Annotated in this window: 18 protein-coding genes and 1 pseudogene; 3 read left to right on the top strand and 16 right to left on the bottom strand. The window is 44.3% G+C overall.

Annotated elements, in window-relative coordinates:
• Positions 1–55: 55 nt before the first annotated feature.
• Positions 56–886, bottom strand: a pseudogene (locus tag L4C34_RS04260) (IS5 family transposase).
• Between the two features lie 176 nt (positions 887–1,062).
• Positions 1,063–1,473 (bottom strand): hypothetical protein, encoded by a 411-nt coding sequence (locus L4C34_RS04255; RefSeq protein ID WP_428788104.1) that lies wholly within the window; start codon positions 1,471–1,473, stop codon positions 1,063–1,065.
• Positions 1,474–2,393: 920 nt separating this feature from the next.
• Between L4C34_RS04255 and L4C34_RS04250 the strand changes: the two genes are divergently transcribed.
• Positions 2,394–4,364: an SEL1-like repeat protein gene (locus tag L4C34_RS04250; RefSeq protein WP_428788103.1), complete on the top strand. Its 1,971-nt coding sequence runs from the start codon at positions 2,394–2,396 to the stop codon at positions 4,362–4,364.
• Positions 4,365–4,508: 144 nt separating this feature from the next.
• Here L4C34_RS04250 and L4C34_RS04245 read toward each other — a convergent pair whose 3' ends face one another.
• Positions 4,509–5,072, bottom strand: a complete 564-nt coding sequence (locus L4C34_RS04245; RefSeq protein ID WP_428788102.1) for a helix-turn-helix domain-containing protein — start codon at positions 5,070–5,072, stop codon at positions 4,509–4,511.
• A gap of 164 nt (positions 5,073–5,236) precedes the next feature.
• Here L4C34_RS04245 and L4C34_RS04240 point away from each other — a divergent pair, with 164 nt between their 5' ends.
• Positions 5,237–5,851: a LysE family translocator gene (locus L4C34_RS04240; RefSeq protein WP_428788101.1), complete on the top strand. Its 615-nt coding sequence runs from the start codon at positions 5,237–5,239 to the stop codon at positions 5,849–5,851.
• 252 nt (positions 5,852–6,103) lie between these two features.
• On the opposite strand, the gene L4C34_RS04235 is transcribed toward L4C34_RS04240, so the two are convergent.
• From L4C34_RS04235 to L4C34_RS04200, 8 genes are all read right to left on the bottom strand, one after another.
• The gene (locus L4C34_RS04235; protein ID WP_428788100.1) at positions 6,104–7,531 is read right to left on the bottom strand and encodes a GumC family protein; all 1,428 of its coding nucleotides are present in this window, start codon (positions 7,529–7,531) and stop codon (positions 6,104–6,106) included.
• On the bottom strand, positions 7,528–8,637 hold the full coding sequence (locus L4C34_RS04230; RefSeq protein WP_428788099.1) for a glycosyltransferase family protein: 1,110 nt from the start codon (positions 8,635–8,637) through the stop codon (positions 7,528–7,530). Before L4C34_RS04230 ends, L4C34_RS04235 begins: the two co-directional genes overlap by 4 nt.
• Positions 8,630–9,379 (bottom strand): acyltransferase, encoded by a 750-nt coding sequence (locus L4C34_RS04225; RefSeq protein ID WP_428788098.1) that lies wholly within the window; start codon positions 9,377–9,379, stop codon positions 8,630–8,632. Before L4C34_RS04225 ends, L4C34_RS04230 begins: the two co-directional genes overlap by 8 nt.
• A gap of 73 nt (positions 9,380–9,452) precedes the next feature.
• Positions 9,453–10,850, bottom strand: a complete 1,398-nt coding sequence (locus L4C34_RS04220; RefSeq protein WP_428788097.1) for an O-antigen ligase family protein — start codon at positions 10,848–10,850, stop codon at positions 9,453–9,455.
• 4 nt (positions 10,851–10,854) lie between these two features.
• A complete protein-coding gene (locus L4C34_RS04215) occupies positions 10,855–12,276 on the bottom strand; it encodes a lipopolysaccharide biosynthesis protein (RefSeq protein WP_428788096.1) in 1,422 nt (473 codons plus the stop codon).
• A 9-nt stretch (positions 12,277–12,285) separates the two neighbouring features.
• On the bottom strand, positions 12,286–13,488 hold the full coding sequence (locus L4C34_RS04210; protein ID WP_428788095.1) for a glycosyltransferase family 4 protein: 1,203 nt from the start codon (positions 13,486–13,488) through the stop codon (positions 12,286–12,288).
• Positions 13,489–13,573: 85 nt separating this feature from the next.
• On the bottom strand, positions 13,574–14,779 hold the full coding sequence (locus tag L4C34_RS04205; RefSeq protein ID WP_428788094.1) for a glycosyltransferase: 1,206 nt from the start codon (positions 14,777–14,779) through the stop codon (positions 13,574–13,576).
• A 217-nt stretch (positions 14,780–14,996) separates the two neighbouring features.
• Complete coding sequence (locus L4C34_RS04200) at positions 14,997–16,613, bottom strand: phosphoethanolamine transferase (RefSeq protein ID WP_428788093.1); 1,617 nt, start codon at positions 16,611–16,613, stop codon at positions 14,997–14,999.
• Positions 16,614–16,824: 211 nt separating this feature from the next.
• On the opposite strand from L4C34_RS04200, the gene L4C34_RS04195 reads away from it, so the two are divergent.
• A complete protein-coding gene (locus tag L4C34_RS04195; RefSeq protein ID WP_428788092.1) occupies positions 16,825–17,673 on the top strand; it encodes a substrate-binding periplasmic protein in 849 nt (282 codons plus the stop codon).
• Between the two features lie 97 nt (positions 17,674–17,770).
• On the opposite strand, the gene L4C34_RS04190 is transcribed toward L4C34_RS04195, so the two are convergent.
• The 5 genes from L4C34_RS04190 to L4C34_RS04170 form a co-directional block, all read right to left on the bottom strand.
• Entirely contained in the window at positions 17,771–18,892 is a 1,122-nt protein-coding gene (locus L4C34_RS04190) for a glycosyltransferase family 4 protein (protein ID WP_428788091.1), read from the bottom strand.
• Entirely contained in the window at positions 18,873–20,351 is a 1,479-nt protein-coding gene (locus tag L4C34_RS04185) for a sigma-54-dependent transcriptional regulator (RefSeq protein ID WP_428788090.1), read from the bottom strand. The genes L4C34_RS04190 and L4C34_RS04185 overlap by 20 nt, the downstream gene beginning before the upstream one ends.
• Before the next feature lie 109 nt (positions 20,352–20,460).
• Positions 20,461–22,776: a response regulator gene (locus tag L4C34_RS04180; RefSeq protein ID WP_428788089.1), complete on the bottom strand. Its 2,316-nt coding sequence runs from the start codon at positions 22,774–22,776 to the stop codon at positions 20,461–20,463.
• A 41-nt stretch (positions 22,777–22,817) separates the two neighbouring features.
• Complete coding sequence (locus L4C34_RS04175; RefSeq protein ID WP_428788088.1) at positions 22,818–23,507, bottom strand: CpsD/CapB family tyrosine-protein kinase; 690 nt, start codon at positions 23,505–23,507, stop codon at positions 22,818–22,820.
• A complete protein-coding gene (locus L4C34_RS04170; RefSeq protein WP_428788138.1) occupies positions 23,507–25,585 on the bottom strand; it encodes an SLBB domain-containing protein in 2,079 nt (692 codons plus the stop codon). Before L4C34_RS04170 ends, L4C34_RS04175 begins: the two co-directional genes overlap by 1 nt.

Here is a 25,585-nt window from a genome sequence, read left to right as displayed (position 1 = left end):
TGGTGTTGTTGATTAAATTAGCCACAAGGTGAAAAGTTGTCTTTTAGCTTTTCTTTCATGCAGTTAGCTTTCTTTCAGGCATGCCGAGTTTTATGACTTTATTGATCGCTTTAACGTTGGCTAAGGCTTCCGCCCACTTGAGCGTTGTAACATCGAAGTGACAATGTTCCACTTGTGAGGCATTTATATCTTTCCATCACTGTTTCTGATAGTGAGTGGGCATGATAGCCAGAATTTTTTTCCCACTCTTTTAGTTCACCTAGTTTCAGTGCCTTTACCGCCTCATTTCTTGGGTGGTTTTCATCCCATAAAGCGGCGTTTGATCTGGGTGGAATCAACGGGGGTAATGTTCTTTTTCTTGAGCACCTCGTTGCCTCCCACATTGACCAAACTCACTTCAGCGCTAATGATTTCATGTGTCTCAATGTCTACGGCAAGGTGGAGTTTACGCCAGGTTCGACGCTTCTCCGTACCATGTTTATTTACTTTCCACTCGCTTTCACCAAACACTTTTAAGCCTGTTGAATCAATCGCAACATGCCGTACTGATCCTCGCGAAGGGGGATGGTATTTCACCTCGACTGTTTTAGCTCGCTTGCTAATCGTTGTGTAGTTTGGGCTGCGTAATGGCGCATTCATCAGGTCAAAGATGGAGTCAATAAAGCCTTGCAGCGCGCGCAACGGTAACTTAAATACCTTTGATCATCAACGCTGTTTCTATGGCAGTATCAGAAAAAAGAAAGCCTCGGCCACGTTTTCCGTTATGGATGGTACAAGTCCAAGCTTCCTTCGCGGAGTCGTCAATCCAAAAAGTAACAGAACCACGCTGTATTAAGGTGTTGTTATAGCTCGTCCAGTTTGAAATTTTGTTCTTTGCCTTACCCATTGAGTGACTTATTTGATCTGGTTTTATAGTCTGATCGCTGATTAGGAAAAGAGTTCAATTATTTACGCAACAACGCCATCAATAGGTCATTAATGAGTTTTTGAGCTAAACGGAAAAGGGGTAGCAACCTTATAGAAATCGCTTGTAAGGGGGGAGTATGGGGGAAATCACCTGTCTTATTGGCTTTGAGCTTCGGTTAACTTGTCTAAGCAGGCTTGGTAAGCTTCGTCAAAGTCGAAGAAGATAACATGGTAAGAGCTATTTTCATCCCCAAGGCCTATTTTTGCGGAATACTCTTGGAGCTTATTGGAATACACGACAGCCAAGAAACAACTACCATGCTCTCTCTGCCATGTCATGATAAAGTTATTCGCGTCCCATTGTTCTGGAGTGCATATATCCCATTCTCGACAATCTATTAATATGGCCCATGGAGCATCCTTATCTGCTCGTTCGGAAACCCTCCTTTTCATCTCCTCAAACCACGCTAATGCCGCTTCGGTGTTTGTCGACCCGCTAGTCCAACAATGGAGCAGGTTGCCTTTGAACTTCATTGTCCAGTTACCATGAGGAGTTCGATGTGCCATTTGTCAAACCTCTGTTCAAAGTGGGTATCTAAGTTAGTATAGTTCTCGTATTTATTGTTCACTGAGGGAGCCCTACGAATTTTGATCTACACCAATTGTTTTGGGCACAGAGTTAAGTAAGTACCGACACGTAAGGCCCGTATATAAGAAGCACTCCTGATCACTTTCATTAGGGCAAGATCGGTTTCCCTCGTTTATCCATGAAAGCATGGCTAAACAAGACTGGGGCAAACTTTCTTACTAAGCGAAGTTGTAGGTTTGAAGACGATTATCCTAGTGAAGAGTCATCTAGTGAACCTAGTTGAGAAACGAAATTGGGTTCAATTTCTCATATGGATTTATCTTCATTTAACTTGGTTTTTAGCCAATGGATCGCGCCTGCGTCATCATTGAAATATTGCATAGTCAACTTGTTCCCACTTGCTTCAATATGCTGTTTAGCAACCATTTTTTTGATGCTGTTATTTGTAATGATAGCATGCCACCGGCATCGCGAATCCATGAAATCAGGTATGCTGTTATTGAAATGTTCAACCACATCGGGCGAGCATAATCCCCAGTTCCTTAAGTCGCTAACTCCTTCTCATATCATGGCCGGGTCAAATAGGAGTGGGGCAAACGTCGCGTTAGCCCTCTAATTCATCTGGGTGCCTTACACTAAAGAACGACACGCTCTGGAGCGTGTAAATGGCCGATTCACCAATCAGATTACTTCCAACCTCAGAACGCTTACGACTTTAAAGCTTACATTTTCATTCACTACCCTAATTTACATTTGCTTACATTTAGGGCTTGTATAATAATCCGCTCACTATTTCCAATTATTGTTAAAACGGTTTGGGCTGTCAGAATTTTCAATTACCCCAGACAATTATAATCACCGAAAAAGTATTACTTTCAGCATTAGTGGCTAAATAAAAATGAATCAATCAGTTAAGAACATAGCTCTGGTACTATCGATGTCATCGTTAGGCGCTTGCTCTACTATACCCCAAACTTCACAAGAAATTTCTGCTCTTATGGCAAAAGCCCAAGCTGGCGACGCTAACAGTCAAGCAAAACTAGGGGATATATATTATTACGGCATGCAAGGCTTCGACACTAACACCCAAAAAGCTAAAGAATGGTATGAAAAATCAGCAGAGCAAGGTAATCCCAATGCCGAAAAAGGTTTAGGCAATATTTACTACTATGGTTACAACGTAAAACAAGACTACAGTCAATCGGCAAAATGGTTCAAAAAAGCAGCAAGCCAAGGAAATCCCAAAGCGCAAGTTTCCCTTGGATACCAATATTATAAAGGCAAGGGGGTAGAGAAAAACTTCAATATAGCTCATTCATGGTATTTAAAAGCTGCTGAGCAAGGTTCTAAATCTGGTGAATACGACGTCGGTGTTGATTATGAGTACGGTTACGGAGTGCAAGTAGATTACCGAAAAGCGATGTCTTGGTATAGCAAGTCAGCCGCACAAGGGTATGCTGATGCTCAAACCAACATTGGCTGGATGTATGAAAATGGTGAAGGTGTTACTTGCAGCTATTCGAAAGCATTTGACTGGTATAACAAGGCCGCTATGCAACACCAAGCTCTAGCACAAAACGACTTAGGGTTGTTGTATGAGAATGGACAAGGGACTAAACGAAACATTCCAGCGGCTTTAAACTTGTACCGTAAGTCTGCAAATCAAGGAAACCACTATGCAGAAGCTAATCTAGCCCGCTTATATCGCGATGGTATTGGCGTCCAACAGAACTACCACGAAGCACTAAAGTGGTATGAAAAAGCCGCCAATCAAGGTGACTCAGATGCCTTATTTCAGTTAGCCTTCTTGTACCAAGAAGGCAATGGTGTTCAGCAAAGTTATGAAAAAGCATTTGGTTATTTTCAGGCTTCTGCTTTGCTTGGAGATTCTGACGCTGAGGACAACTTAGGGTGGTATTATGAACATGGCTGGTTCGTTCCAAAAAATGAAAAACTAGCATTTGCCTGGTATAGCTTATCCGCACAACATGGTGATTTTTACGCTCAAAACAGCCTAGGTAATTTCTATCAAAGTGGTACTACCGTAAACAAAGATTATAAGAAAGCAGTATTTTGGTACAAAAAATCGGCAAAATATGATAATAAATTTGGCCTAAGGAGTTTAGCAACAATGTACCTAAATGGTACTGGAGTCCAAAGGAATTACGGTAAAGCAAACTCTCTCTTCCTTAAAGCTGAAAAACAAAACGATGACTATTCACAGAATCAACTTGGGCTGATTTATCAAAACGGTTGGGGCGTGAAAAAGGATTACCAAGAAGCTAGCCGATGGTACCTAGAGTCCGCAAAACAAAACAACGCGGAAGCACAATATAATATTGCTCGACTCTATTCTCTAGGGTTAGGTGTCCATAAAAATAATTTGACGGCAGTAAACTGGTACCTGAAATCAGCCAAGCAAGGGAATGCAGATGCGCAGTATGCTCTCGGGCAAATGTATGAACATGGAGTTGGAGTAAAGCAAGATTATGCAGAGGCCATAAAGTGGAATAAAAAAGCTTACTTACAAGGTGATACTCTAGCAACGAATGAAATAGGCTATATGCTGCTAAATGGTAAAGGCGTCACTAAACCCTATGCTGCAGTAGGTTTCTTCCAAAGGGCAGCTGTTAAAGGGGATAAATTAGCGGCATACAATTTAGCGACCATGTATGAATATAGTAAGGGAATAATGCGAAGCTATGTAAAAGCCTACGCATGGTTAGAAGTATCGTCTACAGAAGGGTATAAAGAAGCCATAAAAGAGCAGAAAAAAATCAAACCGTTACTTACTAACCAAGAGTTAGTTGAGGCGAAATCTTACGCAAGTTCACTCAACGCAGCAATTTCAAGAACACTTGAAGGTTAGCTTGGACTACTCAGGTAAACATAGACATCCATTCTAGTTAAAAGGATGTCTATGTATCACACACGAAACTCGGATAAGTTCAGGTATTGTAAATCCGCGGAAATGAGAGTCAGTAGTATCTCAACCCTAAATGGTTTAGGGGCATCAACGGTACTCTGAAATCAATATTGCACATGTTCCTTCTTGCAAGGCTTCAAATACGTGCGGCAAATCCCCAGGATACGAAATGTAATCGCCTTCATATAGCTCATAACTATCGGTTACCAATCCCAGCGTTGCTTTACCCTTGGTAATAATGATGTGTTCGACTACTCCAGTATTGTGTGGCTCGGAGTAATGAGGCTTACCAGGGTTAACTTCAATCCAGTACATATCGCGGCTAACATTTGGCGGACACGCTGCAAGCAACGTGGCTTGGTAACCCATATCTTTAGAAAACACCGACAGCCCTTCACCATAACGAATGATTTTCGTCTCTTGTCGGGGCGGTTCGAGCAATCGTGATACAGGGATATCGAGTACAGCACAAATAGCCCATAGGGTTTCAATACTTGGGTTGCCAGCCCCACTTTCAAGCTGAGATAAAGTGGATTTCGCTATTTTTGCACGTCTAGCTACTTCAGCAATACTCATTCCGGAACGTTTCCTTTCAGCATTCAGAGTTGCTGCTATCTGAGCGATAGGTGGTCCATTTTTAGTCATGGTCATACAGTAATCAATTAGTTGCCTTTCGTTCACTATAACAAACGAGTGTATTATTTGACAAACAATCGTCACGCGTTCATTATAAAATGCGTTTGATTGATAAATTGTCCGGCCTGGATTGCTTCAGCTTGTCTGAAATAAAACTTCGCGAACGGGAGACCTAAGAGATGGAATACATGTTGTCTGTAGCACTGTTTGCTATTTCGTCCTCAGTAACGCCTGGTCCTAATAATCTATTGGTTATGACCTCTGGCCTCAACTTTGGCGTGCGCAAAAGCTTACCTTTATTAATAGGGATTTGTGCCGGCTTTACTACCATGCTTTTTTTGGTAGGAGAAGGGTTCAGTGGATTATTTGAGCTGTTCCCTATGCTAAGTTTGGCCATGAAAACAGTAGGTACTGCCTATTTACTCTACTTAGCTTGGCTTATCGCAAGAAACGATGGTATTGGTAACATTAGTCGACAAACTAAACCTATGGGCGTTATAAAAGGTGCACTATTCCAATGGGTAAACGTTAAAGCTTGGGTGGTAGCTATCGGTGCAATCTCCGTTTTTACAACCGTTGGGGAAAATCACGCGTATCAGAACATAGTAATTGCTACTATCTTTTTTATCGTGTCGTTTCCCTGTGTAGGCGTGTGGCTAGTTTTGGGATCACATATGCGGGAACACCTAAAAAGCACTACCTATCTACGCTGGTTTAATATTTCTATGTCATTCTTACTTGTGTTGTCTGTTGCACCAGTATTTAAAGATATTTGGCAACAGTTTCAGTATTAAATTGACGTACGGCATTATGTTAGATTGTGATTATAAAGTGTATTCAATCGTTCAGTTCGACTTATTTACTAACGCTTCAGAAGTAGCGTTTTAGTGCTAATGTTCGCATAACTTCAAATTGGTCAAATCCGACCGCGACCTTTTTCGCCGCCGCGCAAAACCAAACAGGAATGGGGCATTTCCGCGTTCAATTATAAATCAGTAACGGCACATTATTGTCTGCTGGCAATCATGGAGCATTCGTACTTTTCCCTAGTGAGTCATTTTTGGGATGACGCTGATTACTTGTGCTTGAGTGAGTTGCTCAAGCTCATCTTGGCGGCGGATTGATGTATCAAATAATTCTAGGCAAGTGGCGAGCCCGGTACCCATCGCAATACCGGCGAATAGACCAGCGATGATGAATACGATGACAGGTAAATTAGAGGGCATGCTGGGGGTGTAAGGTAAGTCGATTATTTTTACGCGCTTACTTTGCTCAAAGACGCCGAGAGAACCCGTCAATTGGGCCATTTCGTATCGCTCAATCAATTCATCATACAACTTGCGTTTGATGCTGACGTTGCGTTGAAAGCGGTGTAGTTGTTTCGAATTGTCGCCAAAGTTGTCAGCTTGTTTAGCAAGTTCTGTGATCATCAGACGCAGGCTTTTAGTCTCTTCGGTTAAAGCTTCAAATTTACTGCGTACGAGCTGCAAGCTGTGTAATTGTGTAACAAGCAAAGGCTGCACATTATTCAGATCGGATAAAACGCTGCTGCTGGCGATGTCCCAAAGTTTGTCGGTGGTTAGGTTGGGCTGCTCAACGTTCAGCAGTGTCGTTCGTTCACTTTCCAATCGTCGTAATTCTCTTTGTTTGGCTTGCACCGCACTGTGGTTTTCGGTGTATTTCGCTTGTAGCAGAGTAAGCTGGCTTCGGATATCGATGATTTGGTCTTCTAATTTTCCGACAACTGGGTTCGTGCGCGACATCTGTTGATCTAAGCTGCCTAAACTACGTTCAACACCTGCAAGCTCCGCTTCTTTTTCCGCTAAGCTTTGTTTTAAGGCAGCTAGACGAGTTAAGGTTTGGTTTTGCATTTCAGGTGCGACATACGCATGTTGATTTTTATATTGAGCGAGTTCGTCTTCTGCGTCATCTAATTCTGTGCGTCGTTTATCGATATGGAAGGTTAAGAATTCGCTGGAATCTTTAATAGATGAGCGTTCTGGCGCCAGTAGCTGCTCGATAAAGTGGTCGCTAACGGATTGTAGTAATTCCTTCATACCATCTGGCGAATTCGCTCGCAGCTCAATTTTTAGAAAGTCTTTGCCCATTTGAGAAACGTTGATGCTTGCAGATATTTTCCGGATCACCCTCTCTACTTCAATGGGCGACATTTTTTCGTCGATGAGCTCTAACTCAAGCGCAACTGATTTTAAAACATGGCGGCTTTTCAAAAGGGTGCTCAAAGCATTAAGGCGATCCTTTAGCATGGTAGAGACAGCTATGTCTTCTAAAAATGGATTCATTTTGGCCGTTTCTTGAATCAGTAAACTGGTATGAGCGTAGTAGTTTGTGGGGACGAGTTTACCGATCATCAAACCTGCTATAGGTAGCAGTAGCGTTGGGATAACGATTAAATATCGTCTGCGCCAAGCACAACATAGCAAAATGAGTAGGCGAAATTTTAGCTCAGTCATAGCTGCTCCAATAGTGCATTCAGCTGGTGCCCGCGCGCCTGCCAGCTCTCATTTTGAATAAGGCTAAGAGGCAGAGCAGATGGGTGTCTCATCTCAGCGAGTGCGTGCGCCATTGTTTTTGCCGAATGAGTGACCGTTATGTAGTGTTGGTAAGGCTCTAAGGCTGGAAATGGAGTGGCAAGAATTGGTTTTCCAACCGCGAGATATTCGAGCAACTTTAGAGGATTACAGGCTTGAATTTGTTGATTGGATAGAAACGGAATTAGGCTCGCTTCCCAATGCTGGCTATATCTTGGCAATTCGTGGTGTGCTTTTGGGCCAAGGTAATGGATGTTGTTTAAGATGGGCAGAGGACATTGGCTGAATTCATTGGGGCCGATAAAGACAAAGTCCCAATCAGGGCGAAGAAGGCACAGTTGCTCAATAAGTGAATAGTCTAGCCAGCGTGACAAACTGCCATAAAAGCCGGCAATTGGTCGCCCTGAATTGGGTAAATCCAGCGCACGTTCTGCGGGTTGCGTAAATAGTTCTATATCAACTCCATGCGGCAATAAAGTGGTTTTGTGTGACGGAAACTTATCGGCGATACGCTGGCTGGCGGCGAGAATGAGATCAGATTTCTCGACTAACCGTTTTTCGTGGACAGCGATTGATGAGTGATCGACGCCAGCCAGAGAGGAGAAGTCGTCGCCGCAGTAATAAACGACCGCGCTTTCATTCAGGTGACCACATAGATCAGCAATGGTTGGCAGTGATCCCCACAGAATGGGAGAACGAAGTTGTTGTTTGGCCAATATAGGTTTGAGCTGACTGAGCATGAGCCGTTTTGCCAACGAGCGAGCCAAACGCGATTTAGGTGCGGGCAGCGTTCTTAAATTGACGATGGTAATATTTTTTGATGGTGTGTGCACTTGATAGCCGCGCTTCGCTTTACCCCATAACTTATTCAAAGCGCGGACCATATCATATCGATTGAGACTGGGTTGACGAAGGCCAATGGAGTTGACCCAGACGACTTTTCGTGACCCTGATAGCTCATTGACCAGATGCTGCGTGCTGGAAGGGAGGCCGCCAAAGTCTTCACCAAATACAATCAAATCACGCATGGGCAGCCTCTAGCTCAGGAGTTTTTTCATCCACTTTGATGTGTCGGATCACTTTGGCGGGGTTGCCAGCCGCGATAACATGAGCGGGTAAATCATGGGTAACGACGCTACCGGCCGCCACTATGGTGCCCTCACCAATCGTGACATTATGCTTTACGCACACGTTGGTACAGAGCCACACATCTTTCTCAAGAATAATGTTGCCAGTTTGATGTGCGTCATCACCATCACCACGTGCACGTCGCTCTGCGTCGAGTGGATGGCCTGAATAGCCGAATAGAAAGGCGCGCCCAGCGATTCTTGCGTTGTCGCCAATTACGATACGCTGACCGACCGCAATCGTGGTTTGCCAGCCGATATCGACATTATTGCCAACAAGCAGTTGTGGGTCTTGTGAGGCGGTTCTGCCACTAAACGTTGTTTGACCGGAGACTCTGCAATTGTCACCGAGGCAAATGGTTAGTGGGCCAGAGACATAAGGTATACCATCGTACAAATACAATCTTCGGCCACATTGCTTTACTCGTCCTTTGAAGGCTGGTGTATGGTAGAAAACTCTGAATATAGTTTGTGTAAGGGTGGACAGTATCTTGTGTCCTAAATAGATCGTGCGGTTGAGCAGTCGCGGGGTGCAAATATCTGCTCTCATTACGATTTTCAAAATGGAAAAGACACTACGAATTTGAGTATTGGGATGATGCTTCATCCAAGTTTTGAATTGATTAAGTTGCATAACTAACATAGAGCACCTTTTTTGTTTTTTGGGTCTATGGTGTTCAATTCAACGTTTGTGCCACTATTTTAATCCATAAATATCAGTTAGTTACTTTTCTTTGGTCGTTGGAGGTAACTTGATTCTTAATTTGAGAATGATTCTGCTCAAGTTTTGCGACGGCAACCGTGAGAGCGGCGAGGATATAAATGGGCCAATTAAACCCTTGGGTGAGGAAAGTTCCCGATACTATGATGCCAAGCAACCCTGCGTATACCGAGTTTGCACACGCTAGGAGTTGGTGACTGCGGAGATGCTCACTGTTATCAAGTGAACGCAAAGTTCGACGAGCGGTTCGAATGAGTGAGCCGATAAAACATATAAATACCACCAGGCCAAGGATCCCTGTTTCAGCCAGTACGCCAAACCACGTGCTGTGTACGGCGTGGTTAAGCCCATCCCAATGGGGGCTATAAAAATAATAGTTTGAATAAAAATTATCCAATCCAACTCCGGTTAAAGGATTATCGAGAGCCATCCCAACCGCCGCTTCCCAAGCATAGAGTCGCCCCATCGCCGAGGCATCGATCCCTTCTTCGGCAGCGCCTCCCGAAGCTCGATCTGAGATACCGGCTGCGACGAACAGAACACCCGTTGCGACAACACCAATTAAGATCAATAGCGCTTTTGAGCGAATGAGTTTTATGGCAAACACCCCTAGAACGGCGAGTGAGCCTAATAGTCCTCCTCGACTTTGCGTGGCAATGACAGCCGCCATGAGCAATATGATGATGATGAATGAAAGCATACGAACGCTAACTGAGCCACCTTTGGTCGTGGCAAGCCCGATGGCAAAGGCGAGTGGGAACATCAAGACTAATGACAAATCGTTAGGGTCGCCCAACATTGATCCGAGTTGCCGACCTATAGTGACGCGAGTCCCTTCAACTAGCCCAACGCCATTAATTGAATTCGATAAAGCGACGCAGGCAATCAGCAAACCCGCCAGAACAATTAGGAATGAAATAAGACCAAGATTCTTCTCACTATTGGTTAGCCAAGTGATGGCCAAGGTCATGACAATAATTTTCCAATATATCCCTTTGAAACTGGCTAACGCCACGCTAAAGTTAGAAGAAAATACGATCCCAACCACAACCAGTATCCAGAAAGCCGCAAGCCAAGATAAAGAATGATGCCAATAAATGTTGAGACTTTTACTGATTAAGGTATGCCACAACAAAGCAAATAGCGCCCCCATTGAGAGGAGGAGTGGGATTTTCAGTGAATAGAGCGCTGGGATCGCTTCATGTATACGGAAAAATGAAAACAAGACAAATAAAGTGACGAGCCAAAACGTTTGGCTTAGGACAAACAAGGTCGCGATTGGGATCAACGCGATTGCCAACGGAAGAGCGGGGTGGGGGAACACAGACCAAGCCAGCCCTAAAACGATGACCGACATGCTTGCGATGATGATGTTGGGACGTTGCGTCGTCATATCGTTATCGAACTAGTACGCGAGGAAGGAACGCAGGCATTGTCAGCACGGTGATTTTTCCGAGGTGCGCCAATGCGAATAAGGTAAATAGCGCCAATAGTATTAGGCCCATTAGCCCAATGATGTTGGACACCCAATAGCTCGCGACCAGATATATGACCGAAGTCACTATCATCACGATGAGTGGCACACACTGATATGGTAGAGGATAACAATGCTGGCTATACCTAGCGATAAGGAGTGTTCTCCCCAATTGAGCTATGATGAGCGACAACATTACGCCGACAATTTCCCATTGCATGCTGCAAAGAAATAGCAAGCCACCTAACAAAGAGCAAGCGACATTTATTTTGAATAAAATCTTGGTTCTTTTTTTATATAGGATGCCAATATTAATTAACTCAGACGTTTCTTTTAATAGGGCAATAATAACCGTGGCGATGACTAATTGAGCCGCGCCATGATAGCTCTGTGGCAGTGCCAATTGAATGAATATTTGACTACCTATCCCAACGACTACCGACAGTAAACATAGATATGCTATTCCGATTTGAGTTGTATTTGTGGTGTGGCGGGCCCCTTGTTGTTCGATAGACTGAAAGCGTTTTGGCATCCACCACATATGAAAAGGTTGAGCTAGGATGCACATGGCTAGAGCGAACTTAGCGGCAACGGCATAAAGTCCTAATTCTTCGACACTGCTTGTATAAGCAATAACCCAACGCTCAGCACCGCAAAGAGTGAAAGCGACGATAGCTGACATCATGAGTGGTGATGAATAGCGTAGATAACGCGTGAGTTCATTGCGTCTAGGTAATGCAAATTGAAATTGGTTAATGAAGTGCAGTAACGAAAATTGAATAAAGGTAGCGAATACCCCTATCGCGAAAATGAGTGTGACGTTTGGCTGCACGATGAGTGCCCAAACGATTAAGCAGGCCTGCATGATGGTACAAGTGACTGTGACAGAGAAGAAAACCATCACCTTATCCTGCATTCTGAGCCACGCCATACTGATTGCTAATGCGCTTTCAAAACAAACGACAATGGTCATTAAGATCAATTGATATTCAGAAAAAACGCTGATGTGTTGTTTAAAAGCCTGAATAAGTAAAATGAGTAGCAACGCGGCCAACGCAGAAATGATAAGGCAAGTAAAATAGAGAACCCCCGCTTGTCGCTTTTGCTCTGACGAGCAGTTGAGTATCCCAATGAAGCGATAAAGGTTTTCATGCATAGCCACTGCTACCAATAAACTAATAAAGGCTGTGGTAGTCGCAATGAGCTCAAGGCTTCCCAATTGAGCGGGGGACAAATAACGGGCCATTAAAGGCAGCATGAGCAACGATATCCCTTTCATCAAGAAAAGACTGAAGGCATAGAGGAGCATGCTTTTTAATGGAGACAACGTTTTTCTTTCACTCATGGGATGTCCTTACTCACAACACTGCTCATCATTGACGCAATGTGAATCGGTGTGAAACAGAGGCGGCGAGAGTCGTTGAGCGACTTGTTGATAACAGGTTTCTGCACGATAGTGCTTGGCCATGAGTAACGATTGTTTGCTGAGTTGCTCAGTCAAACGTTTGTCGTCGAGTAAGGATACGATAGCTTGGCTCAAAGAATGGACGTCGCTGGGTGTATATTTGAGGCAACTTTGGCAGTGCACTAATCTTTGAGACCAATAAGAGTCATCATCGGGTATAACAACACACATTCCAGCGGCCAAGGCTTCTAAAATCGAGAGACCAAATGGCTCGTTGTGGCTAGTGGAGACAAAAATATTACTTTGGCTACGAATTTCGTCTAAATTGTCAGGATCTTGATACCATTGTACATGCTTTAGATTCACTGGTGCATCGGAAATGGGTAGGTCGAGATCTTTTGGTCGGATAAAACATATGTTGGCCGCGACAGGTTGAACGGGGTTGAGTTGATGCAGCATGTCAATCAGCGTATCTAAACCCTTCCACTTGAGCAGTGATGCGGACCAAAACACGACGGGGAAAGTTTGTTGGCAGCGAGTTGGCCAGCGTGCGGCGCTGATACCGTTGTGAAAAGTAGAAAAGTGCGCTTGTGAAACGATAAGCGTGCTGGCGCTGCGCGTATCTGCAATTTTGAGTATGCGCTGATAATAGCAATCAAGCGCCACGAGCATACTGTTGGTCGCGGAATGAAGATAAAACACTTGAGTTGCTTTGGTTAGGCACCAACCGATAGATGAAGAGCGGCCAATAGGGCCGTGGATGAATTGGATGATGTCGAGAGTGAAGAACCGGCTCACGATATATAACGGCATATCGATACCTGGCCCTGATGCGCCTATCACTCTTTTGATTGATGGAAAACGAATGAGTATTAACAGCAGAAATGCCGAGAAAAAAAGCTGGTTAAGCCAATACCCCCAACCTTGATGACATTTGGCCATAGAGCGAATAAGAGGCAGCGGAATAATCTTAACTGAGAACCTATTGGTGAGCGCAGGTTCTCGCCAGATTTTAGGCGTAGCTGTCACAATGGTAAATTGGCATTGCCCAGCTGATACTGTGCCAAGCGCCTCCAATGTCGCGATTTTCGACCCACCTTTAAAGCTAATAGGGTCAAATACTAAACAATGATTTTTGTGGCGTTTGTCCATATTGCCTCCGGCTATGTCTGATCTTTCGGTTAGTGGTTTAATGTCGACCGCATTTCTCGATTGTGTATCTACGGGTTAGATCTGCTCAACTGGAACTGAAAGCTAACCGATTGGTGACATAAGTTCGTATTGGGCTGGTGGTCCTCCACCAAGAAGCCTTCACGGGTCGAGGATTTTGCAGCACTTGCCAATATATCTGCTCTATCCTTTGTGTGGTTTCCGTTACGGTATGGTGGGAAAGTGCAGTCTCTTTAGCACTGCATGCGATGAAGTCGGCCAAAGATTGGTGTTTGATTACGCGAAGCATAGCGTCGTATAGAGGTTTAATCCCTTTATTTTCATAAAGAATAGCGGTCTCATCATGGGTTAAAATTTCTTTTATCCCACCTTCGAAGGGAGCGACAATCGGAAGCTCTGCCAGTGCGGCTTCCATGAAAACGAGCCCAAAGGCTTCACTCCTCGCTGCGCTAACATAGGCGTCACAACCTTGTAGCCAGCCAAGTACGTTTACTTTTTCTCCGACAAAGTGGACTTGCTCTGTAATGTTGAGTCGATCGGCGGTTTGTTCGAGTGTTTGCCTAAGGTTCCCTTCACCAATCACGAGCAGGTGTACGTTGTTGCTTTGTCTTAAAATATTTTTGAGCGCTGTGAGAATGCGATCGATCCCTTTTCTGTGGATCAATGAGCCGACGGTGACGAATAAGAAGTCATCGTTGGCAATACCCAACTGAGCTTTGGAATCGATCGCCGTTTGTGCGGACAGTCTTTCTATATCGATACCATTGTGAATGACTGATAGCTGCTCGTTTGGATAACCATCTTTACGCAAATGCCCAGTAATGGCATCGCTCACTGCGATAATATGTGGTGAATTGTGGATACCCAGTGTGAGCCTATCCCTTGCTGGGTAATCTGAATGCAACTGCGTTACTAACGCAACGTTTTCTAGCTTGGCAGCATGGCACATCCATTGGCAGGGAGCTGCGCTGTTTACATGAATCAGATCGATGTGTTCGCTTTGGATGATATCGCGCGCTTGATTGACCAGCCGTTTCCAGGCGAATACATTGAAACGAGGCGCTTGCCAGCCTAAGAGCAGTGGGAAAGGAGTAACCTCACAGTGGACGCCGAGTTTAGCGATTTCGGTCTTGAGCGATTCGTTGTTTGTCCATACCTGTGGGGTGAAGGCTCGTCGGTCGATATGGGTGATGAGATCGATTAGGCAGCGTTCGCTTCCTCTAATCCAATCTCCGCCGTAGTGAACAAACAAAACTTTCTTGGCACTATTCATCGCTTATCCTCTGGGTATACATCATTGCAGTTGATAGGGATGTTGCAAGCTGCGCGCCAGAATTGACAATTGATATATTATTGATTTATAAGGTTTTAAAATTTTATGTGAGTGTGTTTGTCTTAATTCTCAAAATAGGAACGAATTTGACAGCAAGTATTCGGGGCAGAATTTACAAGGGTTAGAGAGAGTGACTCCTAGATTTTAATAACAATCATCACGTTTTTTTTCGGCATGGATGAAAAAGGTCGAGTTCCGCTAGATACAATTTGGTTGAGACTCGCATCAAGCCCAGTATCGAGTGGAAAAAATTGTCATGTGAATAGTGGTCACTATTCGCTTTCTGTCGCAAGCATTGAATATCGAGCTGATTGTGTTTTTCAAACTTCTCTGACAGCCAAACGATCATAGGGACAGACTTCTGCTCAATCGGTGCGAAGCGAAAAGGTAAACCATGTAAATAGACGCCATTTTCTCCCAATGATTCGCCGTGATCAGAGACATAAAATAGAGCCACATTATTACCAGAGGCGTTGGCATCTAATGTATCGATCACCTGACTTAAAATGTGGTCGGTATAAACGATGGTGTTGTCATAGGCATTAGTGATCTGTTCACTGGAGCACGCTTGTAAGTCACTCGTGCTGCAAACGGGTTTAAAGGTCTCAAACTCAGCAGGGTAGCGATGTGTATAGGAGGGACCATGGCTACCAATTAAGTGAAGCCCAATAACGGTATCTGTTTGGGCGTGCTGAATTTTGTCTGCCAGCCCTTTTAGCAAAATATCATCGTAACAACTACCGAGTTTGCACAGCTGAGGGGCTATTTTTTTCGTCATTGCAACGGTTGGGATACGGTCGCAGACACCTTTGCATCCCCCATCATTGTCTCTCCACGATACGTTTATTTTGGCGTGATCAAGTATGTCCATTAGGCCATCCTGGTGATAAGCCATAGCTTCACTGTAATTCTCTCTCGTCATGTTGGAAAACATACATGGGACAGATAAAGCTGTGTAGGTTCCGCAGGAGGTTACTTTCTTAAAGCTAATCACATTTCGTGTCGCCAATTGTGGATTGGTGAGCTTGGTGTAACCGTTGAGTGAATAGTTCATTGAGCGTGACGTTTCGCCCAATACCAGCACCAAAATGTTCGCTGGGCCAGAGTTGTTGTTGACCGCATCTAGGCCTTGAGGCGTATAGGGGATGTGGCTGTCGATTAGCTGATCTTTTTCATACCGATAAGTGGCAGTGAGAAAATCGGTTGGGTTTAGCAAGGATTTGAGTTCGCTGTGATTACGAATGAAGGAGACATAATCCTTATATTGAAATACGGCGATCAGTGCGACGATTAGGAGTGCAGAAATCACCTGTAGCCCTTTCACCGCTGTCAGACGTAATACGTTGGCATGAAACTTTGGTGTGAGGCAGTAGCAAAAGAGGATGGAAGGGACCACACCCACAACAATTAGCCAAGTTATCGAGGCAAACGAAAGGTAGCTGAACGCTTCTTCTGTATTGGTTTCCATTACGCTGGCGATCATGCCGTAATCGAACTCGTTGCCATAGTTGAACATGCTAAACGCGGCCATTGATGAGGAGAGTATTAGAACTAAGACGATAATCCGATAGATGTATGGCCAGATAAGCAGAGAAAAAAGCGCAAACATAGTGGAGAAAATGAAGAGAGGCAGAGTGATAAGAAAACTTACTTTTACATCCTCTTTTGTAACCAGTTCGTTCACATGCTGCCAGAGAGCTACGTTTTCAACTAGGGTGAAAAACAGCGCCAATAGGATTATATATGCAGTGCTTGATAGTCGCTTTCGCCACACAATATTGCCCTTAGATCTCAATAGTAATCTACAGTTGATAGTGCTGTAACAAGCATAGCTGTGTATTTTTGGCTGAGCCAATGCCTTTTATTTTGGTCTAGTCAGTAGTGTAATGATGGATTATTTCGTCACCTAGTTATCTTATTACACACTGGATCTTTTCTTAATCTATGTCGAAAATGTAGAGTATGTCGAGCCATGGGCCTTGAGCGTGAATAAAAAGATTGTATTCTTCTTTTCCTTTATCCTTATGTTTTCTAACAGTATTTATGGAGTCCAGAAAGTAGAGGTGTACACTTATGACACTTTACCTCCTCTGGCATTCAGAGATACAACGGGGACTCTTACTGGGATTTATATAGAAATAGTAAAAAAGGCTGTATCTAGAATGCCAGATTACGAAGTGGTATTTAAAGTTGTCCCTTGGGCTAGAGCGAAACAAAAGGTATCTGATGGCTCCGCGTTTGCAATACTCCCTCCTTACTTTCATGCTCACGACTGGTTAACAGCAGGCTCGGAAAAACGCCCTTATATATGGCCTTATTCACTACCATTGTTCACCCAATCAGATGTTGTTATGTGTAACTCAAAAATAAATCCCACTCCAGAATGGAAGTTTCCGGAGAGTTACGAAGGACTAACATTTGCAATGTGGCGTGGCGATGGCCGGGCTGGTGGCAAGTTTATGGATATGGTAAAAAATCAGAAAATAAGAGTCGTTGAAGTCAGCGATATATTAAGGACAGTATTATTTGTTTTAAAAGAAAGAGCAGACTGTACCGTGACATCAAGGATGCCATTCTTTTGGTATTTAAATCGGATAAAAAACTCACCGAAATACAATGTTATTTCAGGAAATGTACAACTAATCGAATCTAGCGTTATATCAAAAAATCAAGGCTACCTAGGGTACTCGGACATCGATTCAGATAAAAATTACCCTTTTAAGAAAGACTTTTCAATTAAATTTGATATAGAAGTTTATAAAATGAAGAAAAACAATGAGATTGATTCTATTGTGGAATCATTCATTGGTATTCAACCTTGGATGTTAGAATAATCGATTGCGGTTCAAATGAGTGGTTACGATTTTAACCAATTGATATTTTGATTACTTTTATTTTTCAAAGTGTTTACTTACTACTTTATGTGAATCGTCATTGTTTAGTGTGATACTCAATGACTCGTCGGCAAGAAGACGAACAGGCTTGTGAGTATAAGATCAACAGCTGAGGGATAATGGCTTTGGTGGAAAAGGACTTGGTTACTTTTTCTATCGCGCAATTACGCATTTGCTGCCGAGCATCCTCTGGCAGTTCCAGCCAGTGTTTAAGGTGCTCTGCCAGCTTTTCATGATTATCGGCTAAGTAGCCATTAACGCCATGTTGAATCAGTTGGTCTAAATCGCCCACATTGGTACTGATGACGGGGATTCCGCGAGCCATGGCTTCAAGGGCAGTCATCGGTAGTCCTTCATAACGTGAGCACAAAACTAACACGCTAATGTTTGGCCAGACAGCGTTCATATCAGTTTGGTGGCCGTGGAAGTGAACGAGTTGCCCGTCATCTTGGCCAGCCATCTTTTCTAAAGATTCACGTAACGCTCCCGCGCCATAACAATGAAATTCAGGTATACACGATTCTAGGCTTGGAAAAGTTTGGTTCGAAAACTGCTGAGCTAACCCCACAAACCTTTCCGGAGCCTTTTCATGTGACAAGCGGCCAACGAACGCTATCTGTTGTCCCCGCATTGGTTTGATGTGATCTGTGGAGATGAAATTATTGATGTGAATGGATGAAAATGGGATCTTTTGGCCGATTTTTTGGCTAACAACCAAGGTTTTATTGGAGAGAAATGCGCTGTAACGATCGAGTAAATCGTATAACCAGACTCGTCCAGTTGGGGCTTCCCCAGCGTGGTAGGTGGAGATTTGGGCAATCGAACCACGCATGAGTTTGCATGCCAATTTACTCAATAAGCTGGCTTTATAGCCGTGGGCGTGAATTAGCTTGGGCTGATGGCACTTAAGTGCGAATCGTAACTGTGACAGCTGTGTTTTTGCCGTAGAGAGCTCACACAGGTAACTGCAGGCTACGTTGTTTTGCACTAGCAGTGGCTTCAATGGTGAAGGTCCCCCGTATTTTTGAGTGAATACGACTCTTACGGGAGTCCCTTGCTGCCGCAGCCCTTGCGCCAATTCGCACACATGCGTTTCTATACCGCCGAAGTGTAGGCTATCTATCAGTAACCAGAGTTCATCACGCCGGATTGTGCTCATCTTCAGATTCCCACGCCAGTTTTTTCCGATATACGGTTGAAGGACTAAGCTCGAGTAACACTGCGGCATTGAGGACATTGCCGTTGCACAGATCGATGGCATTCTGAATAGCTTCGCGTTCGATTTGCCACATAGGTCTGATTAGAGTCGGCTGAGAGCTTGGAGTCCCACTAGGGGTGATTGGTTCGGGGTTGTCAATCGACAGAGTTTGCAATTCGGTGTTATGTGGCGTGGGTTGCAGTGTTTGAGGAACCTCGCGTGGTGGTGTTTTCACTACACTAGGTTTATTCTTTTTGGTAACTTGTTCGGGTAAATGCTCAAGAGTAAGTTTGGTCGCGTCATTGAGCACTACGATATTGCGCATGACGTTTTGCAACTGACGAACATTGCCTGGCCAAGCGTATTGTTTGAGAGCAGTTTCTGCTTCACGAAGTATGCCAGTAAACTTCTTGTTGTCTTGTTTGGCGTAGACTTTTAGGAAGTGTTTAGCTAATAAAGCAATATCGCTACCACGCTCTCGAAGAGGAGGCATATGTATAGGAATGACGTGCACACGATAATATAAATCTTCTCGAAATCTACCTTCTTCTACTTCTTTTAGTGGGTCGCGGTTGGTGGCGCATATAATTCGAAGATCTACTTTGACTTCCCTCGTGGCTCCTAACGGTGTGAACGTACCTGTTTGCAAGAATCTAAGCAGCTTTTTCTGCATATCCAATTCCATCTCACATAACTCGTCGAGGAATAAAGTTCCACCATGTGCAACTGATGCTGCGCCTTTACGGTCAGTTGTTGCTCCGGTGAATGCGCCTTTTATATGACCGAAAATCTCGCTTTCCATAAGGTCTTTGGGGATAGCGCCGCAATTAATCGCGATAAAAGGCTTGTCTTTTCTTTGACTCTCTTTATGAATGGCTTCTGCACAAACTTCTTTACCTGTACCGCTTTCACCGATGATAAATACACTTGCGGTGGTTGGCGCGACCGAATCAATGACTTTGTAAGTGGCTTGCATCGGCAAACTGCCGCCTAAGAACCCATGAAAGCGCTGCCTATCTAACTTGCTTTCTAGATCTTCGACTAGGTGTTCCAGCTGGGCTTGTTTTAAGTGCAATGAAATCGAGGTTTTTAGCCTATCTGCTGTGATTGGTTTTTCGAGGAAGTCTTTGGCGCCTTTTTGCAGCAAACTGACGGCGATATCGACGGATCCATGCGCAGTGGCGACGACAATGGCAGTGGGGATCTGTTGGTTGGCTATCCAGTCGAGAACGTCTTCGCCCGACATATCCGGGAGTTTTAGATCCAATATTACGACTTGGGGTACATTTCGTCCAATGAAGGCCATGGCTTCTCGGCCCGTCTCCACATGGAACATATCGTAGTCTTCATCTTTAACGTATTGTTTATAGAGCACCGCAAGTGAGGTGGAGTCTTCTACTAAGAGTACTTTTGGTCGCATGGAGTGTTGTCCTATCAATCGTATTTAATTTTGTATGCTGTTTTAGCTCTTCGACTTTATTGTTTTATGTTTCTATTTTTATCGTTCTTCACATCGTATTAAAACGTCGCTATTCGACATTATTGCTAGGCCTGGAGTAGCTTTCGAAGCCTTGTTCTTTGCGCTCTATCAGCGCTTGAAGGGAGGCGTTCACCAAACTCGTTAGCTGGTCACAGAAGCTTAATGCTTGCTGCCCTTGTTTATTCAAGCACAATTTCTCGATTTTTCTCGCCAATACTGAAAGCTTTCGGTTTCCTAAAGCTAGGGCTGAGCTGCCAAGTGTGTGGGTTTCAAACTCAAGCGTTTCTATGTTAGCTCCTTGTATGGCATGCTGAATGTTTTCGAGACGTCTTCGAGACTCGATTACATACTGTTCGATGATTTCAGGCATCACTTCAGCACAAGTATCTTCAACGGTTTGCCGTATGATACTTTCGTCGACGAGATCGCTGATCTCGCTAGGTTGAAGGTTGACAGGCTGATTGTCTTTGAGTGTATGTTTTTCCACGACCGGCTCCTTGTGCTGTTCAGCAATACATGGGTTCTGTCTAGATTGGTTTAAGAATAGATCAATTTTTTCAACAAGTTGAGGGAGTCTAACGGGTTTTGCTAGGTAACCACTCATTCCTGCATCTAAAAAATGCTCTTTGTCGCCCGTTAGGGCATGAGCGGTGAGTGCAATGATGGGGGTGGTCGCAGAAGGTTTATGTTTAAGCTGTCGAATATGTTGGCACGCTTGTATACCGTCCATTTTGGGCATGGAAATATCCATAAAAATTAGGTCATATTGATATTGGTTAAGTAAATTGAGTGTTTCGACACCGTTGTCAGCAATATCAATTTCAATTCCTAGATTGAGCAACATATTTTTGATGACTAACTGATTCGCTTTATTGTCTTCGGCAACTAAAATCCGTGCGTGAGAGCGATCTAAGTCTTTCCTAAAATTTGGAATCGGTGAGCGCCTTTCGTGACGATGAGCAATTTCGAGTTCAATATCGAGTGAAAATGTACTGCCTACACCTTCTTCACTGGTTGCATTTATCCCTCCGTTCATCAATTCACACAGACGTTTGCATATCGCTAATCCCAGCCCAGCCCCTTCTTGCGTGCGTGAATAAGATTGGTCCACCATGGTGAACTCTTCAAATATGTATTCCAATTCCGTAGGGAGAATACCGATCCCTGTATCGATGACATCGCAGCGTATCGTTATAGTGCTGTCTTTCTGACTCGTTATGCCGACTTTGATGGTCACGCTACCGCTTGCCGTAAACTTCATCGCGTTGCCTATCAGGTTGTGCAAAATTTGTCGGACGCGATTAGCATCGCCCACAACGTCAGTAGGCACAGAGCTGTCGATGAAGCAGTGCAATACAAGATCTTTTTGTTTAGCGCTTGGCGCAAAGGAGTCGGTGGTGCTTTCGATACATTGGTGAATATTGAATGGCTTGTGCTCAAGCAATAAGGTATTGGATTCCATTCGGGTAAAGTCTAGGATGTCATTGATGACCGATAATAAAAACGATCCCGAGTCTGTTGCCGTCTCAAGCAAATTTTTTTGCTGGCGTGATAGAGGCGTTTCTTCAAGTAGTGACAAGATGCCGAGTACTCCGTTCATCGGCGTACGTATTTCATGTGACATTGAAGCGAGAAAGCGTCCTTTTGACTCGCAGGCAAACTCCGCCTCTTCTCGGGCGTATTTGAGCGCTTTGTAGCTTCTAGCGAGTTGAGATGACATATGATCAAAGGCTCTTGCCAGGTCACCAAATTCATCTTTAGCGTGGCTGTTTATTTGAAATCCAGGTCCATTCTTGCTGAGTGTCTTGGTTGCACTGGTGAGCTTGGTTAGATTTCTTGTTAAGTATGTTCCTAGGATGAAAGAGAAAATGGCAACAAGCATAACTTCGATGCTGGCTAAGGTAATGATGGATTGCTGAGCTTTGCGTAAAGTTGCGCTAATTGAAGCAGTATCTAACCCCATGTCTATGTAACCGAAAGAAGGGTTACGGTCACTGATGTTGACTCGTTGGTCAAAAATACTGTCGTTGACCGCAGCTAAGTCATGATCCGCCTGCATTTTTCGGTGCAAAAGCGACTTTTCTCCGGCGTAGGCTAAGATTTCGCCATCCCGAACTATTTTTACGTATTGAACATCTTGTAACGTTATAAAATTGGAGACGAGGCGATCTAATGCTTGGCTGTCATCTTGTAATATCGCCTCTTTTGCAGAGTCAGCAAGCATGGTTGCCGTGGCGTCGACTCGCTGTAGAAGAAGTGTTTCATTAGAGCTAGAGAGAAAAGACATTGAACTGAAAATGAGCAAGATGAGTAAGACAATCTCAATCGCTGCGATACCGAGGATAGTTTTTATTCTAAAGGTCATAATATGGCTGCCTATTACTGATATGCCTTCCATTTAATGGATTAGGCGGATTGAGACAAAAAACGATTAGAAAGTAATTTATTTTCTAGATGGTCCATCAAGCGCTGTGGAAGGAAACGTGTGCGTTTGAGTTGCCTGACCAACTCTTGGCTGAGCGTTGGCTGATCTTGTAGATTTAAGATGGAGCCCAGAAGAGCAATATTGTTTGATTGAAGTAGTTGCAACGCTTGAGTAACTTGGGTATTGGTGGTAGCTCCCCCTTTGACGACCAACAATACTTTATCGCAAGCGTTCGCCACACTTTGCGCTGGAATATTGTTGCGGTTTCGGTTAAGTAACGGTGAGGTGTCGATGATGATACGGTCGAACTGTGTGGCCCACTTTTCAACGGCGCGAGACATTGTGACAGGGTCTTTATAGGCCAATTGTGTCGTTGGATCTTGTGGAACAGAGATACCGGTAAACAGCCGCTGTGATTGTTTATGTTCGACCAAACCAATATCGTGCTCGGCATCAATAGTTGGTAGCGAGTTTAACGTTGGCTTAAACAGGTTTAAATCTATTAAGAGAGTTTTGTGCCCTGCGAGTAGACACCGTTCCGCTAACGCGGTTGCAATGGAGGTTACCCCATCACCTGATTGACAGGAGGTGATGCAGAGTGAACGACAGTTGGCGAGTTCTGCCGCTAAGTAGATTTGCTCAATTTCGCAATGGGTTGCAGGGATCGTCATTATAGCGCTCCTATTAAAACGATGGTGGTGGTTAAGCGCAGGATATCTTCGAGCCCCACGCGCGCTTTTTCGAGAAAGCTCTGGCTTCTATCTGGAATAAACACCATATCTCCGGCACGCAGGGTGGGTAGCATGTGGATATTGGCGGTTTGGCTGAATTGGAGTAGGTTGAAGGTACGGGCCTGACCTTGGCAGCAAGACATATTAACAACAGAAATCTTCTCCAAATACGCGTTATCACTTGGCCCACCAGCTTGGGCAAGAATATCGAGAATGGTCATGGTGTCGTTGAAGTTATAGCGTCCTGGATTGTTGACCGCGCCTAAGATCCTGACGGTTTTTTCTTTCGGTTTTTCTAACCAGTTTTTGTCTTTTTCGGGGATAAAAATGGTATCGCCTGTGGTGACCTTCGGCAGTAGGCTCTCGTCACCGGTCTCGAAATAAAGCGATAGGTTGAGTTTGCTTATTTTGGCGTACGATTTATCTCGATGTGTAATGCGGATATTGTGAATATCGGCATCTTTTGTTGGCCCATCAGCTGCCGATAAGATATCTAAAAAGTGCATGTCTTTCGTGAATCGATATCGACCGGGGGCGTTGACTTGACCAAATACGTAAATTGATGCATCCGAGCTTTGACGCACCCACTGAGATTTATTGTCTGATGGATCTTGAGGCAAATCGTGTATACGAACAATGGCACCCGCCAGAATATTGGGCAGGTTAGACGCAGGCGCACCTAGGCGGATAAATTCGTCAAGATCGAACACTTGCATCTTACCGTTTCGATTAGAAACCTCGATTTTTGTGGTGTCTGCTCTTAGGGTAGGGCCGCCAACATGCGCGAGTAAGTCCATAAAATCCATTTCCTGAGACCATTCTATTCGCCCCGGACGTACTACTTCTCCGATCACGCTAACGGCTCGATCTGGGGAAACTTTCAGCCAAGACTTTTCATTCATGTCTGTTTTTTCAGGAACGAAAATCGCGTCACCCGAGTTAATCGCAGGGGGCTTGGCACTTTTAATGCCTTCTGTATAGGCGGTAAGGTCAAAGCGAATCACGGTGCCATTGGCTTTCAAGACACGTATTTGTCTTGATTCAGCAAATCGAGTAGGGCCACCCGCATTGGCGAGGATATCCATAAACGTCGCGCCTTTTTTACCTTCGTATGCACCGGGGTGGGCAACCTCTCCCATGATGTAAACAGTGTTGGCACCCGATTTGATTTCTTCTTCTTGTTTTGGAACAAAAATGGTGGTGCCAGGGGCGAGATCTGGCAATAGACTTTCATCACCCGTGTCTAGATATTTTTTCAGGTCGAATAAAATCGGAGCGTTGTTACTAATGACGCGAATTTGCTCAACCCCAGCATACCGAGTCACACCTCCAGCTCTCATGAGAATGTCGACTAAGTCGGTGCCTTTCTGGAAAGTGAATGAACCCGGAGCGTTGACCTCACCAAAAACTTTGATGGCCATTCTGCTGTCTGCGCTGTCACCTGAGTTGGCCATTTTTGCCGCGTCAAATTGTTGTTCAATATTGCTAACCAATGGTGAGGCGGCGACAAATAAGGTGTCGAGAGATTGCAGTTTTGGCAAGATGCTTTCATCACCTGAATCTAAAAATGCTTTGTAATTGAAAAGGATTTTTTTGCCAGCGCGTTTGAGCTGCATTTTATCAAGCTGTGCACCTGAACGTAATCCGCCAGCGGCGTGCAAAACCATTTGAATATCGGCTGTTTTGGCTAAGGTGTATTCTCCGGGAGAGTTGACGTAACCTTGGACAGAGATCAATACCTGTTGTTCGGCGATAAAGACCGACAGGCTCGATAAGTCGCGGAACACGGAGTTGAGAGACTGGCTCACGACGGTTTTTAGTTGCGACTCATTGTATCCTGCGACATATAAAGGGCCGATTTCCGGTAAGTGTACACGGCCTTTTTTATCGACCTGAAAACCTTTGTTGAGCGTTGGCTCACCGGGCAAGTTGACTTGAATTAAGTCACCGATTTGCACTTGTTCTTCACTTGCATGAGCGGTGTGGACGAATAACACAATCGTAACCATCAGTATCAT

The sequence above is a fragment of the Vibrio profundum genome (assembly GCF_050337555.1).
Lineage (GTDB): Bacteria > Pseudomonadota > Gammaproteobacteria > Enterobacterales > Vibrionaceae > Vibrio > Vibrio profundum.
This window is presented reverse-complemented; position numbering and strand designations above follow the sequence as displayed.